This is a genomic window from Paenibacillus sp. FSL W7-1279 (assembly GCF_037969845.1).
In the GTDB taxonomy this organism is placed as follows: domain Bacteria; phylum Bacillota; class Bacilli; order Paenibacillales; family Paenibacillaceae; genus Paenibacillus_AQ.
Window position 1 is genome coordinate 4,865,520 of the sequence record NZ_CP150215.1, and the last position, 15,725, is coordinate 4,881,244.

Consider the following 15,725-nt stretch of genomic DNA (forward strand, 5'->3'; position numbering starts at 1 on the left):
TTGACGGTTTATAAAAATCGGGTAAAAACATCCGTCTCAAGTAGAAACTTCTGGTCGTCTAATCCAGACTAAAGTCCATTCTTTCTTGTGAGATAAGGGTGCCTTACTCCGAATTTATAACAATCTTATCTCTCTTATGCCTTTATATCTCTTAAAAAAGAAGGAACACAGGTGTGTTCCACTCTTTTCTATAACTTATATTAGCCCATTCGGCTTATTTATTCACCTGGGACATAACTTCTTCAACGAAGTTGTCTTGTTTTTTCTCCAAGCCTTCGCCAAGTTCAAAACGGGCAAAACGACGGATGGAGATGTTCTCACCGATCGTGCTGATTTTTTCGTTAAGCAGCGTGTTGATCGTTTTGTCAGGATCTTTGATGAAGGATTGCTCAAGCAAGCAATATTCTTCATAGTATTTGTTGATGCGGCCTTCAACCATTTTCTCAACGATTTTTTCAGGCTTGCCTTCGTTCAGGGCTTGGTTTTTCAAAATTTCTTTTTCTTTCTCAAGATCTTCAGTCGGCACTTCTTCACGACGAACATATTTAGGGTTAGCAGCCGCAATATGCATAGCGATATCGCGAGCAAACTCTTTAAATTGATCTGTTTTACCTACGAAGTCGGTTTCACAGTTGATTTCAACGAGAACGCCGATTCGTCCGCCACCGTGAATATAAGACTCTACAACGCCTTCAGTTGCAATACGCCCAGCTTTGTTAGCTGCTGCAGACAAACCTTTTTCGCGAAGCACTGCGATCGCTTTGTCGATATCACCATTTGTTTCATCCAGCGCTTTTTTGCAATCCAGCATGCCCGCGCCTGTTCTTTCGCGAAGTTCTTTTACCGCACTAGCTGTTACTGCCATTAGAATTCCCTCCAAATTGGTATGATGAAGTTTTGCGTTTGGACCTCAAGAAAACGATCATTCTTTTGTTCTCTCCAAGATTCCAGATCGCATTAAGTAGTTGTTCTTCCCCTGGGATGCCAGGCTCCGGATTTCACACGTTATTCGCACGTCATCCGTTCTAACATCTTAAAAAAAGGGCAGTGAGAGGTTATACACCTACCAACCACCCTTTTCATTTAATTCATAGTTTATACGTTTAATCCCGATTAAGCAGTTGTTTCTTCGCCTTGGTGAGCTTCAACAACGGCATCGGCCATTTTACCAGTCAACAATTTGACAGCGCGGATCGCGTCATCGTTACCTGGAATTACATAGTCGATTTCATCCGGATCACAGTTCGTATCAACGATACCAACGATTGGGATACCCAATTTGCGAGCTTCCGCTACTGCGATGCGCTCTTTGCGAGGATCGATAACGAACAATGCGCTTGGAAGACCCTTCATGTTCTTGATACCGCCCAAGAATTTTTCAAGACGATCTTTCTCTTTGCGGAGAAGGATAACCTCTTTCTTAGGCAATACTTGGAACGTGCCGTCCTCTTCCCAAGTTTCGAGCTGCTTCAAGCGGTTGATACGCTTTTGGATCGTTTCGAAGTTAGTCAAAGTTCCGCCGAGCCAACGTTGGTTGATGTAGAACATACCGCAACGCTCTGCTTCTTCCTTCACGGAATCTTGAGCTTGTTTTTTCGTGCCGACGAACAGGATTGTACCGTTCTCTCCAGCTACGCTTTTTACGAAGTTGAATGCTTCTTCAACTTTCTTGACCGTTTTTTGCAGGTCGATAATGTAGATACCGTTTCTTTCAGTGAAGATAAATTTATCCATTTTCGGGTTCCAGCGACGAGTCTGGTGACCGAAGTGAACGCCAGCTTCCAAAAGCTGTTTCATGGAGATTACTGCCATCTTCACGCACCTCCTAAGTTTGGTTTTTGTGTGTCCCTCCGCCGAGATCATTTTTCATTAAGACTCCCAATCCTGGAAGCACCCTCAACGAAATCACTCTGGCGTGTGTTTTAACACCGTCAATTACTATAACATAACCATGGGCAGGTTGCAATGTCTTTTGTGTACTTCATCAGGTCCGGCCAATCAGGAGCTTGAAGAGCTCCTATAAAGAAAAAAACCTCTCTCAACCGGAGTGCTAGTTGGAGGGTTTTGTCGTGATTTTCGTGAAGATCGAATTGTAGCTCTCGCCTGCCGTAAACGAGTATGTACCGCTCAGGATCTTGGTGTTGATTTTATTCTCGGTAGCTTGAGTGATGAATGCCTGTTTATTGTCAATGACGCCGGCATTCATAAGGCTGTTTGCTACATCGCTGAGATTGTTTCCGGATGGAATGTTTACTTTAATCTGCGCTTCCGCTTTGGCCGGCGTTTTCGGCTTCGCCGGATTCGTTACCCGAGGGGATTCCTGTTTCTTCTCCTCGCCCGGCTCAGGCTTCTTCGGCTGCTCCGGTGCTTCCGGCTTTTCCGTTCCCGTCTTCTGTGCAGGATCGGCTCCTTCGGACTCGCCGCCCTCGCCAAGCTTCTTCTCTTCCCACTGCTCCGCCGTCAACAGCTCGTCTGAACCTTCGACGACCTGCATATCCAAAGCTTCCGCTGCAGCCACAAGCTGCTCCTTCGTTAATTCCTGCGTCTGTGATGCAATTGTGCCTTGACCAATCCACATCAGCTGAAGCAGCACTGCACCGATTACGAGACCGCTCCCCAGGCCCATCATAAATGTACGGTTCTTGATCACACGGATTCCTCCTGTTTGGCCAACTGAATAATAAGTTGAACTTCGCCTCGCTGAAGACCCGTGGTCTTGGCAATCATATCGATGGACTTTCCTTGTTCATATAGATCAAACAGCTCCGCGTATCTGGATTTGATGGAATGGACAGCAGGTGCAGATTCAGCTTCGGACGTCGCTGCAGCTGCTCCTGCAGACAAAGAAACGGCCGCAGCGGCTTGCGCCAGCTTCTCTTCCGCCAGTCGAAGACGCGTTTGCGAATCGGTCATCTTCTCCTCCATGGCCAGCATGCGGTGCCGCAAATCACTGACCTGCTCTTGATGTGCTTGCTGCTTGGCATCCAGTTCTTTTTTCATCTGACGAACCAGTTCCACCAGCTGTTCGTTCTCATTTTGGATTTCCGCCATGTATCCTTCAAGCGTGTTCTCCACTTCTTTTACAACCCGCTCGCTGGACACGGTCTCTTCACGGCGTTTCGGCAGCATAAAAGCGTACAGCACGGCGGCAATGCCAAGCAGCACGATATATATCCATGGTTTCAAATCCATTAACTCCTTTATGCCTATAAATTATCTAGAGCGAAACATCGAAATTTTTGCCTTTATAAGGATGCTCTGCCGGCAGCTCCACCGTCTCGCTTGATTCTGCCGCTCCCCGGCCTTGTTGCTGCCCAGAGGATTGACGGCTACCGTCATCGCGCACGGCTGTCTCCGCCGTCTCACTCACTTCCGTGCTTCGCTGGGCTTCCGCACGGCTGTTCTTCGTTAATTCACCCGCAAGCAGCGTCTGATCATTCATCGGGCGCTGCTGGGTTTCATTATGCATCTTGCCCGCTTCATTGGTTCTGGGGACCGCAATTTGCATCTCAACCGATTTCAAACTCAATGGAATCACCTCATGGTATAGGATCATGTCCACAAGCATTTAAAACGTATGTTTTGACCTACAAGAGCGGCACCATGGTGATATCCCCTTCATGATAGTAAAAAGAAACCCGCTGCGTGGGATCCTTAACAAAGCGGGTATACCGCCCTATGACAATTTTGGCTCCGCCGTAGATCGTCTTTACCACATTCACTCTTGCTTTGCCGGTATCCTCCAGCATCTTTTCGATTTCCAGCATACGGTCCTTGATATCGGATTGTTCTGCCATGTTGGATTTCTTGGTCGCATTCAGCTTAATCCGCAGCGCTAGCTTGTCTGGCGACAATTGACCCGAGGAAGCTAACTGATTCAGAAGATAAAGCGCTTTATCGGTTTTATCCATACTTTCTATAGATTGCTTCAATTGGGCTCTGAGATCCGCCAGTTCATTCCGCAGCTCAGGCAGCACGCCTACTTCAACTACGGTAGCCGTCGACATGCTGTTTCCGATCGTTCGCGCAACAACCTTTTCCCCGGCCTGCAGAATACCGCCCACCACGAGCCCTTTCATCCCGTTGCATTCGATATTCTGAACCGCGCGGATATTGGAATGCATGATGCTCTGCGAGACGAATACGCTAGCGCCGGCAATGACGTTTCCATCCTGGATGAACGAGCTTTTGACATCCTGGCCCGCCTTTACATAGCCCTTGTTGTAACCGATGATTCCGCCGGATATATCGATCGAACCTTCAGCCTCCAGCTCGGCTCCTTCCACAAAGCCGGTAACTCGAATATCCCCTGCTGCCTTGATTCTGAATCCGGTTAGCACATTGCCGCGAATGACCACCGTACCGACAAAATCGATATTGCCAATGCTGTAATCAACATCCCCGTTAATCTCATATACCGGAAACACATTGATTTTTCCTTTTTCGGTTTTGGTGAGGAGTCCGTCAAGGGCAGCGTACATTGCAGTTTTCTCGGCGTTAACAACGACGTTCTTCCCCACCTTGAAATGAGCTTCCTTACCCGGTTTGCTCGGAATCTCCTCTCCGGTCACCGCAGTTCCGGGGACTCCTGTTGTTGGCGGGATTCGGGTTGCCAGCAGCTGGCCTTTCTTTACATTATTTAAACGAATCACTTCTTTATAATCCACTTTGCCATCTTCGATCTCCAGCGGCTTCAGGTTCGTCTCATTCCCAAAATTAACGGTAAATTCGATTCTGCCGTTCTGTCCGTGCATAGGTTCCGTTCCCATGGCAATCGGCGTTCTACTATATTGATATTCCTCCGCATGATCTGCGATTCGCCGCAACGTATCATGTTGAAGTCCATATCGTACCTGGTGACTTCTCAGAAATTGTTCAAGAGCTTCTACAGAGCAAGAGAAATCCTTCTCCCACTTGGTGAACTGTATATAGGCGACGACCTTGTCATCCGATAGCGTAACGCTAAAGTACTGATCCAATGCATAATCTACAGACAATCCAGGAACCCCCTTCATAAATGGCAAGCGTCAATCGTTTTGCATCAGCAAATCCCGATCTTTATCGAGCGCGCCCCGAAGTCTCAATATCGCTTTGGAATGAAGCTGAGATATTCGTGAAGGTGATAGCGACATCACCTCAGCAATTTCGCTGAGTGATAAATCCTCATAATATAATAAGGAAACTACGGTCCGCTCTTTCGGGGTTAATTTACCGATACCCTTCATCAGGGCTTCTCGCAGATAAAATTCATGGACCTTGTGATCCGGATTTTTCGCTTTCTCATCAACCAGGAGCGACATTCGGGTCTCAGACTCCTCCTCGCGGATCGGATCCTCCAGAGATGTCAATGTCATGACCGCTACTTCCTGCAGCATGTGCCGGAACTCCTTCTCAGTCACGTCAAGGTAATCACTCATCTCGGAATCACTGACGCTGCGTAAATACTTCTGTTCCAACTGCTGATATGCAGTTTCAATCTTCTTCGCTTTCTCGCGGACGGAACGCGGCACCCAGTCTCCTTGGCGCAGCGAGTCCAGAATAGCCCCACGCACGCGCCAAGAAGCATAGGTTTCGAACTGCAGCCCTCGTTTGTAATCAAACTTTTCGATGGCATCAATCAGACCCATTACCCCATTGCTGGCCAAATCTCCCTTAGAAACGTTCTTCGGAAGACCGATAGCCAAGCGGCTTGAAACATAGTCAACGATGTGCAAATGATATTCGATTAGTTTCTTCTTCGCTTCATGGTCTCCATCTTCCTTCCATGCGCTCCACAAATCCGCATGGTTTAGCACAGAAGCTTTACGTTCGTCCAATTGCCTTCACCCTCCTTATTTTTCCGTAAGGTGACGAACGGCCTTGGCCAGTTCTTCGGGTTCTTTCGTTGAAACCAGCTTAGGAGGATTTAGCGGTACAAAGTCTCCATTCTCTTTGCTGCTGGATTCGGAATGGATTAAATCCATCAATTCCCGATCCTCATCAGGCGTGGATAAATCAAGAACAGTCCCTCGGTCTTGCTCCCGCTGCGTATCGACGTCCCCTTGAACAGCGGCTCGCGGACCCGTAATGGCAGCAAACATCCAATTCAGCAGGAACGCCAGAAGAAACCAAATCGCACATGCAAGGAGAGCCCGATACATGCTAGTCATCCACAGATTGTTACGTATGGAGAATATAAACGTGAACACAAAACCGGCAATTCCAGTCATCAGATAAAAACGGAGTTTTCCCATTAGCTACAATTCCTTTATGCCCTTTTGTACGCTTCGTATTGTAAACTTACCCGTTGCACAGTCCAACTCAACGGTTCTTCCATAATTTCCCCCGGTATCCTCGGCGATTAGCGTTATCCCCATCTGCTCGAGCCCAGCCTTGCAAGACTCTACATTACGAGGACCAATGCGCATGGTGTCACCCGAGCCGGCAAAAGCAAACATTTGGGCTCCCCCGGCCATTTTGGCTACCATACGTGCCGGAGCCGCACCCAAATTCCTCATCTGATTCAACAGGATCGGAAGAGCCGTATCGGCGTATTTGGCCAGGTTTAGCTGCCCTTCTCTGGCAATCGCTGAAGATGGAAGCATTACATGCGCCATTCCACCAATCTTCGTCACCGGATCATACAACGTCAGTCCGACGCACGAGCCGAGCCCCGTTGTACGCAAAATACCGTTTGGACCTGCGACGTTCAGATCCGCCATGGCTACTTTCACTATGCTTTGTTCTTCAATCATGCTCTAAAGGCACTCCTAAAGCTTCAAAAATCTGAGCAAATGATTGTGGATCAGGTATCAGGAAGAACTGGCCTTCCACCTCGTTTTGCCCTTCTAGGAACGTCGTGTTGATTAAGAGGGCATCGTCTCCCATTTCTCCGAACTGGAGCAATCCATAACTTAAGATGGCCCCTGCCATATCCATCGCAAGTGCCGGCACCGTAGGTGTCATGGACAGATTGGTCAGATCAGCAAGCGACGATAGGTACGAGCCTGACAATATGTTTCCGATCTCGCATAATGCGGACTGCTCCATCTCGGAGAATTGCTCCTCATCCGACACTTCAAAGCCCGCTAAATTATGCAGCAAATTCTTCCCGGCTTCCGGACTCATAATAAAGAAGAGATTGCCCGGCGCACTGCCTTCCACCCGTAAAAATACGGCAAGAACGAGCTGTTCGCTTCCTCCTACACTTTCGGCAATCTGCTCAAAAGGCAGGAGTTGAACTTTGGGTACAGCCATATCAATAGGTTTGTTAAGCAAGCGGGAGAGGGCGGTTGCCGCATTGCCCGCTCCGATGTTTCCTACTTCCTTCAAAACATCCATTTTGATTTCCTTGCCATGCTTAAACAGCTCCACTGTCTACTCCTCAAGGCCTTCCAGCTGAATAATCTCACTCTTGTTCAGCACTTCGGACAGATTCAGCATGACGAGAAGGCGCTCCTCTCCTATCTTCGCGACCCCACGAAGATATTTCGCTTTAATTCCGCCGACCACCTCAGGCGGAGAGTCAATGCTGTCCGTATTCAGATCGATGACATCACTTGCGGAATCCACGATAAAGCCTACCTGCATGTCATTGACAGCTACGATGATAACCCGTGTTTGATCGGTTGCTTCCACCTCGTCCAATCCAAAACGGCCGCGCAGATTGATTACAGGAATGACGACGCCTCGAAGATTAATAACACCTTTTACGAAAGCATAAGTCTTCGGAACACGCGTAATGGGCATCATTCGCTCAATGGTTTGAACCTTGTCTACCTCGATGCCGTATTCTTCCTCGCCAAGTTTAAAGACAATAACCTTGATTTCTTCTCCCATGAATAAGTCCTCCTTCAAAATGTGTGGCCTGCCGTGCTTCATAGCAACGATTTATTTGATAAATGCATTTGCGTCGATGATAAGAGCGACTTGTCCATCCCCCAGGATGGTTGCTCCGGATACTCCCTGAATGGCAGGCAGATATTTACCGAGATTTTTAATGACGATTTCACTCTGACCGATAAAATCATCGATGGTGAGTGCCGCCAAACGATCCCCCTTGCGGATCACAACGATCTCCGTTTCTTCTTCCAGCTCTTCATCAAAATCTGGAACTTCAAACAAACGGCTAAGCGAGATGACCGGTATCAGCGATTCACGGAACTGGATCATGCGGCTGCCGTGAACATGTTTGATTTGCCCGCGCTTGATGATGCCCGTTTCAACAATGGAGGAAAGCGGAATCGCGTATTTTTCGGATCCCATCCGAATCAGCATAGCTGCTATGATAGACAGCGTTAATGGAAGCTGAACGGAGAAGTTCGTGCCTTTTCCCGGCGTCGAGTAGATGGTGACGTTACCGCCCAGCGCAACGATTTTGGATTTAACAACGTCGAGCCCAACGCCTCGGCCGGATACGTCTGAAATTTTCTCAGCGGTGCTGAATCCCGGTGCGAATAGCAGTTGATTGACCTCGTCATCGGTCATAGTCGCTGCTTCGGTCTCCGTCACAACGCCTTTTGCCAGCGCGTTCTTCAGAATTTTGTCACGGTAGATACCGCGTCCATCATCCTCAATCTCAATGAAGACATTGTTGCCGCTGTGGAACGCACGCAGATGAACGGTACCGGTCTCCGGTTTACCGGCAGCGATACGGTCGGCAACAGGTTCGACGCCATGGTCTGCCGAGTTTCGCAGCAAATGGACAAGCGGGTCACCGATCTCATCAATAACCGTACGATCCAGCTCCGTTTCAGCTCCGGTAATAATCAAATCAATTTTTTTGTCCAAGGTTTTGGCAAGGTCCCGCACCATCCTAGGAAAACGGTTGAACACTGTGTCCACAGGCACCATGCGCAGTTTCAAGACGATATTCTGCAAATCGCTGCTTACGCGGCTCATGTGCTCAACCGTGTCTGTCAGCTCCTGGTTCTTGGACTCGCTGGCCAGCTGCTCAAGGCGTACCCGGTCAATCAGAAGCTCGCTGAACAGATTCATTAGAACATCGAGCCGTTCAATATCAACCCGGATCGTTCTTGAAGGATTACCTCCCCCAGCATTTCGGGCGGGTGCCTTGGATTCTTTGACAGGCGCTGAAGTTCCTTTGGCTTCCGGTGAAGCTGCAGCTGCTTGGGATGCTTCTGAAACTTGCGGTTTGACAGCTTCTGCTGTAGCCGCGCTCTCCTGTACCATTTGCTGCAAAGTTTCATGATCAAGCGCCACAACCGTGGTTGTCTCGATCTCCGAAACGCCCAGAATCTGGCTTTCAATATCTTGCGTTTCTCTTTGCGTTATGTAATACAACGAAAATACGCGATCGAATTCACCTTGTTCAATCTCTTGAACGTCCGGATATGTCTTGACGATTTCCCCGGATCTTTCCAGCGTTTCGAATACCATGTAGGCACGAACCGCCTTGAGTTGGCAATCCTCTCGCAATGTCACTTGTATATATAAAACCTTATGTCCTTCCGAAATCGATTGATCAAGCACGGAGAATTGAAACTCATCCAATTCAATTCCCTGAACGGCCGCAACGGAGCTATCCCCTTCGGCAGCTTCCCCAGCAGGTGTTGCCCCTTCTCCACGCACAATCGCCTGCAAGGATGCCACGATGGAGGAAACATCCGCTTTCCCGTCTCCGCCGTTGGTGATATCCTGCACCATCGATTCAAGAGCGTCCAAGCTTTTGAAGAGCGTGTCAAAGATAAAATCCTGCATCTTTAACTTTTCGTTCCGGACAAGATCCAGCACGTTTTCCATCTGGTGGGTAAGCGAAGCCAGATCTTCGTATCCCATCGTTGCTGCCATACCCTTCAATGTATGAGCCGATCGGAAAATAATCTGTACGATCCCGATATCGTCCGGGTTGCTTTCTAATTGAAGCATGTTTTCATTTAATGATTGCAGATGATCATTTGACTCATCAATAAACATTGTCAAATATTGATTCATGTCCATTGAGAGACACCTCCTCTTCAAGTTCACTTTCCGTTATTTACAGCTTGAACCATTCTAGGTGCGATATCATGTAGTGGCAGAACGTGGCTTACACATCCGAGCTCAACAGCTGATCTCGGCATCCCGTATACGACGCAGGTTTGCTCGCTCTCCGCGTAGGTGGATGTCACTCCTGTATCATAAAGCTTCTTCATCATTCTCGCTCCATCGCTTCCCATGCCGGTCATCAGTACCGCATGGCGCTTAATCATGGTCAATGGAAGTAAGGATTCGAACAGCACATCTACAGATGGACGGTGACCGTTGCGGGCCTCATCCTCACTGATCCTGATTTGGTAAGCGCCGCTGTCCGAGCGGCAAACCCTCATATGGCTGCCTCCCGGAGCAATGTAGGCTTTGCCCGGTTCCAATACCATCCCTTGTTCAGCTTCCATGACCTCCAGCTGACTGAATGAATTCAGGCGCTGTGCAAGCGATTTGGTAAAACTCGGCGGCATATGTTGAACGATGACAATCGGGGCACGGAAGTCACCGGGGATGGGCTCGAGAAGAGCTTTCAATGCTCTTGGCCCGCCGGTCGAACAGCCCACCGCAACCAAATCCGTCAATTCCGTTGATTGCGGTATTTTTGCTTCACGGAGCTGACGACTCTCGTTCTCTGGAAGCGCGACTGGAACAAAGTCTGTAACCGGCTTACGATCTGCTTGTTTTCGCTTTGGTCCAGCATGCTCTGCTCCTTCCGCAGCAGTAGACACCTTCTTTTCCACAGTTCGAGATGGCGGGATAAGGGGCGATTCCTTTAGCTTGCTCCGTTGGTCTGTCTGGCGGACCGTTGTTCTTTTCTCAATCACCTGCGGCTTCTTGATCAGCGTTTTGTCAGAAGGCTTTGGCGAAAGAGGAACCGTTATGTCCGCACTCCGTCGTCTCTGCTCTTCTTCTTCCCACAATGCCCTCCGCTGTTTAGCCTGCATCGCCGCATTCAGTTGCTTCATTAGTTCTGAACGCACCTGCTCAATATCAAGCGCATTCGAAATGGAAGGCTTTCGTATAAAATCAAATGCTCCTGCCTCAAGGGCAAGAATGGTCTCTTTCATGCCTTGCTCATTAATGCCGGACAACATAATGACCGGACGGGGACCCGATTCCATAATCAGCTTCAGAGCATCAAGGCCGTTCATTTCCGGCATTTCTACATCCAATGTAATGACATCCGGATTCAATTCCTTTACTTTCCGAACGGCATCAAGACCGTTATCAGCTGTTCCTACAACTTGAAAAGATGGGTCACGCTCGATGAAATCGGAAAAGATCTTCCTCATAAATGCTGAATCGTCAACGACAAGCACACGAAAAGGCTTCATAGATGTCCACCTCAGTTTCCATTAATCCAAACAAAGAATCATTTCGTACGTTTGAGCCACCGATGCATAAATCCTTTGATTCCCTTCGGAGCTTCAGGCTCTGTGGCAGCAGGGACGGTCATGTAGCGAAGCGCGATCCGTCTGATATCACCAGAGGCGTTACATCGCGGATAAGCTGCTGTAAATGGGACCTGCCGCTTAACCGCCTGGACAACATGCGTATCATCGGCAATCGAACCCAGCAGCTTGATGTCGATATCCAGAAAACGCTGGGCCGTCAAAATAATTTTGCCCGCTGCTTCACGTGCCTCCTCTTCATCTCCCGCACGATTGACAATCAGGCTGAACGGAACCTGACATTCCGTGCCGTGCACCACCTTGATTAACGCATAGGCATCTGTGATGGACGTCGGTTCCGGCGTCGTGACGACTAGGCATTCATCAGCGGAAGTAATAAACCTCATGTTTTCCTTGGACAAGCCAGCTCCCGTGTCAAAAATGATATAGTCCATTTCCGAGGAAATAATTTCGATCTGTGAAATAAAATAATTCATTTCCTCTTCAGACAGGGACATCATGTCAGCCAAACCGGAACCTCCGGCAATGTAAGGAAGCTTGTCTGGTCCGTATTGAATTACTTCTTCAATGCTCTTCTCCCGGCGAATGAGATGATACAAGCTGTACCGGGAGCTCACGCCCATAAGAACGTCAATGTTTGCCATCCCGATGTCGGCATCAAACACCAATACCTTTTTGCCCATCGACTGTAAAGTCAGCGCAAAATTCAGTGTGAAATTGGATTTCCCAACCCCGCCTTTACCGCTGCTGACCGTAATAATCTTGGCGGTTCTTGGGGATGTTGGTTTAACGCTGTTCCCTGATTGCTGAGAAGAAACCAGCTGGCGGAGCGATTGAGCTTGATCCGTCATGTGCGAATCTCTCCCAGCAGCAGATGGCATAACCGCTCGCTATCGGCCATCAGCAGATCATCCGGCACATTTTGACCATTGGTCATATAGGACAAGCGAAGGTTATGGGCATCAATCAGATTAAACAAGGAGCCGTAGCTGCCGGTCTCATCCATCTTCGTGAAGATGACCTTATCGAGTTCGTATTTGCTGAAATGATCCGCGATTTCGATCATATCGCTGCTCTTGGAGGTCAGGCTGAGCACAAGATAGGTTTCGCTTTGATCGGAATGGGAGAACAGGCTTTGAAGCTCGGAAACGAGCAGCTCATTCCGATAGTTCCGACCTGCAGTATCCATCAACACCAAATCACAATCCTGCAGCTTCTGAAGGGCTCGCTGCATATCACCGGGCGATTGCACGACTTCCATCGGCACATTGAGAATGGAGGCATAGGTGCGCAGCTGTTCAACGGCAGATATCCGATACGTATCGGAAGTGATAAAACCTACCTTGCGTTGGTTACGGAACAGCTGCTCCGCTGCGATCTTCGCAATCGTGGTTGTCTTGCCGACCCCTGTCGGTCCGGCAATATATACAATCCGGGTCTCGGGCTGAACACCGCCGCCAATACGCCCCTCAAGGAACGCCTCGGCTTGCTTGTAAATCACGTTCTGCAGTTCGGCCTCGCTCATCTGCATTTGACTGGCTTGCCAGGCTTCTTCTGCGGCAGTGAGCCACTCTTCCGTCAGCTTGGCCGAAAGATCCTGCTTAAGCAGCTGATCCCGAATGAAATGCAGCGGCTCGGGTAGCTGCTGCGCTTCGAGATTTTGCCTGGACAATCGCGCGATCCATTCCTTCATTTCCTTAAGCTCTTCAAGGACTCTTTGTTCGGATTCACTAATTCCCAAACGGGAACTTAATGGCTCCTCCTGTCCTCCACGAGATGACTTATCAGACTTCACAGATCCAACGGATGCAGCCGTTTCCGCTTGATCGCTTCGCATCGCAGCTTGTTCAGGTGCTGCAGGCTGTTGCCCATGACCCACTTCATCCTTGTCCCTGTTAACGGCCTCCTCGGAAGCAGCAACCTGGCTAAGAATCTCTGCAAAACGACTATAGTCATCCTCCTGCTGTACGCCGGAGGCTGAATCCGTGTTATTCACGGAATTCATGGAGGCTTGTGAACCGGGCTTCGAAATTTCAGCCGTTCGTTGATAGGCCTTGGGTACGGCACCAGAAGGTACTGCAGGCGTAACTTTGGACTTCATCGGAGCAGAGCCTTTGGATTTCTCCGCTTGCTCTACTGCCGCGATTACCTCGATCTTCTTGCGGGTAAACATACCCAGGAATCCGCCCACCTTGGTTTCCTTCGTACTCAGTATGACGGCATCCGCACCTAAATCCGTACGAATGTGCTGCATCGCCTCAGGCATCGTGTCGACGATATACCTCTTCACTCTCATAAGTTCACCACTCCGACACTTTGAATTTCGACGTTCGGCTCCAGCTCACTATAAGACAACACCGGAATATCCTGCATGCTTCGTTCAATGACCTGCCTTAAATACATTCTTATGGCCGGTGAGGTAAGCAGAACAGGCTGCTGCCCCATCTGAATGATCCGGTTAACCTGTTCACTGAGCTTCTGAAACACGCTCTGTGTCGATGCCGGGTCCATGGCAAGATAACTTCCTTGGTCGCTCTGCTGGACGCTTTCGGCGATCTTCTTCTCAAGCTGCGGTCCAACCGTGATGACCCGCATAGCCTCTCCCTCTTGAGCATATTGCTGGGTAATCTGCCGCGAGAGAGCTTGTCTTACATATTCGGTAAGGACATCGGGATCTTTCGAGTAATGTCCATAATCCGCAAGGGTCTCGAGAATCGTGACCATGTCCCGGATCGAGATTTTTTCGCGGAGAAGCTTAGCTAATACCTTCTGCACCTCTCCAATGGTCAGCACGGAAGGAATGAGCTCGTCCACAAGGACCGGATAGCTTTCTCTGATGTTATCAACCAATGCCTTGGTCTCCTGGCGTCCAATCAGCTCATGGGCATGTCTCTTAATCAACTCGGTCAAATGGGTAGCCACAACGGACGGTGGATCGACTACGGTATATCCGGCAAGATCCGCCCGCTCTTTCATGGCTTCATCTATCCAAAGCGCAGGGAGCCCGAAGGCCGGTTCGGTCGTTTCGATGCCCGTTACGGAATCATCCTCGTACCCAGGGCTCATGGCGAGGTAGTGATTTAATAATAATTCACCGCCGCCGACAGCATTCCCTTTTATTTTTATGACATATTCATTCGGTTTTAGTTGAATATTGTCGCGAATTCGGATAACCGGTACGACAAGTCCCAGCTCAAGTGCGCATTGTCTCCGAATCATAATGATCCGGTCCAATAAATCTCCGCCCTGCTGCGCATCTGCGAGCGGAATCAACCCATACCCGAATTCGAATTCGATCGGGTCAACCTGAAGCAGGTTGATCACACTTTCCGGACTTCGAACCTCTTCGATTTGCTGTTCCTCCTCCATCTGCTCCACCTCGACCTGCTTGCGATCCAGATTGTTCTGCATCCTCCGTGCCGCAATAAGTAAGATGAGTGCAATCGGTGCGGTCGTAATCAGGTGAATGGGTGTGAAAATCCCTAGCAACAGAACGGTACCTGAAACAATGTACAATAGATGAGGGTATGAGAAGAGCTGCCCTGTCAGATCCTCCGCCAGGTTCCCTTCCGAAGAAGCTCTTGTAACAATCAGCCCCGCTGCAGTGGAAATCAAAAGCGCCGGAATCTGACTGACCAATCCGTCCCCGATCGTCAGGATGGAGTATGTGCTCATCGCGTCTCCGAATGACATTCCGTGAATCGAGATCCCGATGATAAATCCGCCGATCAGGTTGATCAGCATGATGACAATCGTAGCGATGGCGTCACCCTTAACGAATTTACTTGCACCATCCATAGCCCCGTAAAAGTCGGCTTCCCGCTCAATTTTTCTTCTCCGCTCCCTGGCTTGCTGCTCATTGATCAAACCTGCGTTCAGATCCGCATCAATACTCATCTGTTTACCAGGCATCGCATCGAGCGTAAATCTTGCCGCAACCTCTGCTACCCGCTCCGAGCCTTTGGTAATGACGATGAACTGTACGACAACGAGGATCAAAAAGACGATGAATCCAACCGCAATTTCGCCATTCGCTATCCACTTACCAAACGTGGCTACAACCTCGCCCGCACTAGCTTCCGACAGGATCAGCTTCGTTGTCGAAATGTTAAGCGCTACACGAAAGAGTGTCGTGATGAGCAATAAGGAAGGGAAGATGGAGAAGTCCAAGGCTTCCTTCGTATTCATGGCCACCAGCAAAATAATAAGCGCCAGCGAGACATTGATAATCAGGAGTACATCGAGCAGCCATGCCGGGATCGGAAGAATCATCATGAGTACGATGCCAATGACACCCGCAAGGACAGATAGATCTTTTATTTTCACTGCAATGACGCCTCCGGTCCC

At 49.2% G+C, this 15,725-nt stretch carries 16 protein-coding genes; all 16 read right to left on the reverse strand.

The features are described 5' to 3' along the window. Nucleotides 1-214: 214 nt before the first annotated feature. Nucleotides 215-865, reverse strand: coding sequence for a translation elongation factor Ts (tsf, locus tag MKY82_RS21655; protein ID WP_127592501.1), 651 nt, complete (start codon nucleotides 863-865; stop codon nucleotides 215-217). 248 nt (nucleotides 866-1,113) lie between these two features. Continuing rightward, entirely contained in the window at nucleotides 1,114-1,812 is a 699-nt protein-coding gene (gene rpsB, locus MKY82_RS21660) for a 30S ribosomal protein S2 (RefSeq protein ID WP_009594753.1), read from the reverse strand. Between the two features lie 238 nt (nucleotides 1,813-2,050). Next, on the reverse strand, nucleotides 2,051-2,650 hold the full coding sequence (locus MKY82_RS21665) for a hypothetical protein (protein ID WP_220684609.1): 600 nt from the start codon (nucleotides 2,648-2,650) through the stop codon (nucleotides 2,051-2,053). Further along, entirely contained in the window at nucleotides 2,647-3,192 is a 546-nt protein-coding gene (locus MKY82_RS21670; RefSeq protein ID WP_339218318.1) for a hypothetical protein, read from the reverse strand. Before MKY82_RS21670 ends, MKY82_RS21665 begins: the two co-directional genes overlap by 4 nt. Nucleotides 3,193-3,217: 25 nt before the next feature. Next, nucleotides 3,218-3,529, reverse strand: coding sequence for a hypothetical protein (locus MKY82_RS21675; protein ID WP_194543557.1), 312 nt, complete (start codon nucleotides 3,527-3,529; stop codon nucleotides 3,218-3,220). Nucleotides 3,530-3,587: 58 nt separating this feature from the next. Continuing rightward, nucleotides 3,588-4,997 carry a FapA family protein gene (locus MKY82_RS21680; protein ID WP_194543558.1) on the reverse strand — a complete coding sequence of 470 codons (1,410 nt, stop codon included), beginning with the start codon at nucleotides 4,995-4,997 and terminating at the stop codon, nucleotides 3,588-3,590. A 30-nt stretch (nucleotides 4,998-5,027) separates the two neighbouring features. Further along, the gene (locus tag MKY82_RS21685; protein ID WP_071220103.1) at nucleotides 5,028-5,816 is read right to left on the reverse strand and encodes a FliA/WhiG family RNA polymerase sigma factor; all 789 of its coding nucleotides are present in this window, start codon (nucleotides 5,814-5,816) and stop codon (nucleotides 5,028-5,030) included. A 15-nt stretch (nucleotides 5,817-5,831) separates the two neighbouring features. Further along, on the reverse strand, nucleotides 5,832-6,233 hold the full coding sequence (locus MKY82_RS21690) for a hypothetical protein (RefSeq protein WP_194543559.1): 402 nt from the start codon (nucleotides 6,231-6,233) through the stop codon (nucleotides 5,832-5,834). A 3-nt stretch (nucleotides 6,234-6,236) separates the two neighbouring features. Next, complete coding sequence (locus tag MKY82_RS21695) at nucleotides 6,237-6,734, reverse strand: chemotaxis protein CheD (protein WP_194543560.1); 498 nt, start codon at nucleotides 6,732-6,734, stop codon at nucleotides 6,237-6,239. Next, the gene (locus tag MKY82_RS21700; protein ID WP_113058647.1) at nucleotides 6,727-7,353 is read right to left on the reverse strand and encodes a chemotaxis protein CheC; all 627 of its coding nucleotides are present in this window, start codon (nucleotides 7,351-7,353) and stop codon (nucleotides 6,727-6,729) included. The genes MKY82_RS21695 and MKY82_RS21700 overlap by 8 nt, the downstream gene beginning before the upstream one ends. Nucleotides 7,354-7,356: 3 nt before the next feature. After that, on the reverse strand, nucleotides 7,357-7,818 hold the full coding sequence (locus tag MKY82_RS21705) for a chemotaxis protein CheW (RefSeq protein WP_194543561.1): 462 nt from the start codon (nucleotides 7,816-7,818) through the stop codon (nucleotides 7,357-7,359). 51 nt (nucleotides 7,819-7,869) lie between these two features. Next, a complete protein-coding gene (locus tag MKY82_RS21710; protein ID WP_194543562.1) occupies nucleotides 7,870-9,939 on the reverse strand; it encodes a chemotaxis protein CheA in 2,070 nt (689 codons plus the stop codon). 23 nt (nucleotides 9,940-9,962) lie between these two features. Further along, on the reverse strand, nucleotides 9,963-11,300 hold the full coding sequence (locus MKY82_RS21715) for a chemotaxis response regulator protein-glutamate methylesterase (protein ID WP_220684606.1): 1,338 nt from the start codon (nucleotides 11,298-11,300) through the stop codon (nucleotides 9,963-9,965). A 38-nt stretch (nucleotides 11,301-11,338) separates the two neighbouring features. After that, nucleotides 11,339-12,229 carry a MinD/ParA family protein gene (locus MKY82_RS21720; RefSeq protein WP_220684605.1) on the reverse strand — a complete coding sequence of 297 codons (891 nt, stop codon included), beginning with the start codon at nucleotides 12,227-12,229 and terminating at the stop codon, nucleotides 11,339-11,341. Beyond that, nucleotides 12,226-13,674, reverse strand: coding sequence for a flagellar biosynthesis protein FlhF (gene flhF / locus MKY82_RS21725; protein ID WP_194543565.1), 1,449 nt, complete (start codon nucleotides 13,672-13,674; stop codon nucleotides 12,226-12,228). Before flhF ends, MKY82_RS21720 begins: the two co-directional genes overlap by 4 nt. Beyond that, the gene (gene flhA, locus MKY82_RS21730; protein ID WP_194543566.1) at nucleotides 13,671-15,704 is read right to left on the reverse strand and encodes a flagellar biosynthesis protein FlhA; all 2,034 of its coding nucleotides are present in this window, start codon (nucleotides 15,702-15,704) and stop codon (nucleotides 13,671-13,673) included. Before flhA ends, flhF begins: the two co-directional genes overlap by 4 nt. Between the last annotated feature and the right edge of the window lie 21 nt (nucleotides 15,705-15,725).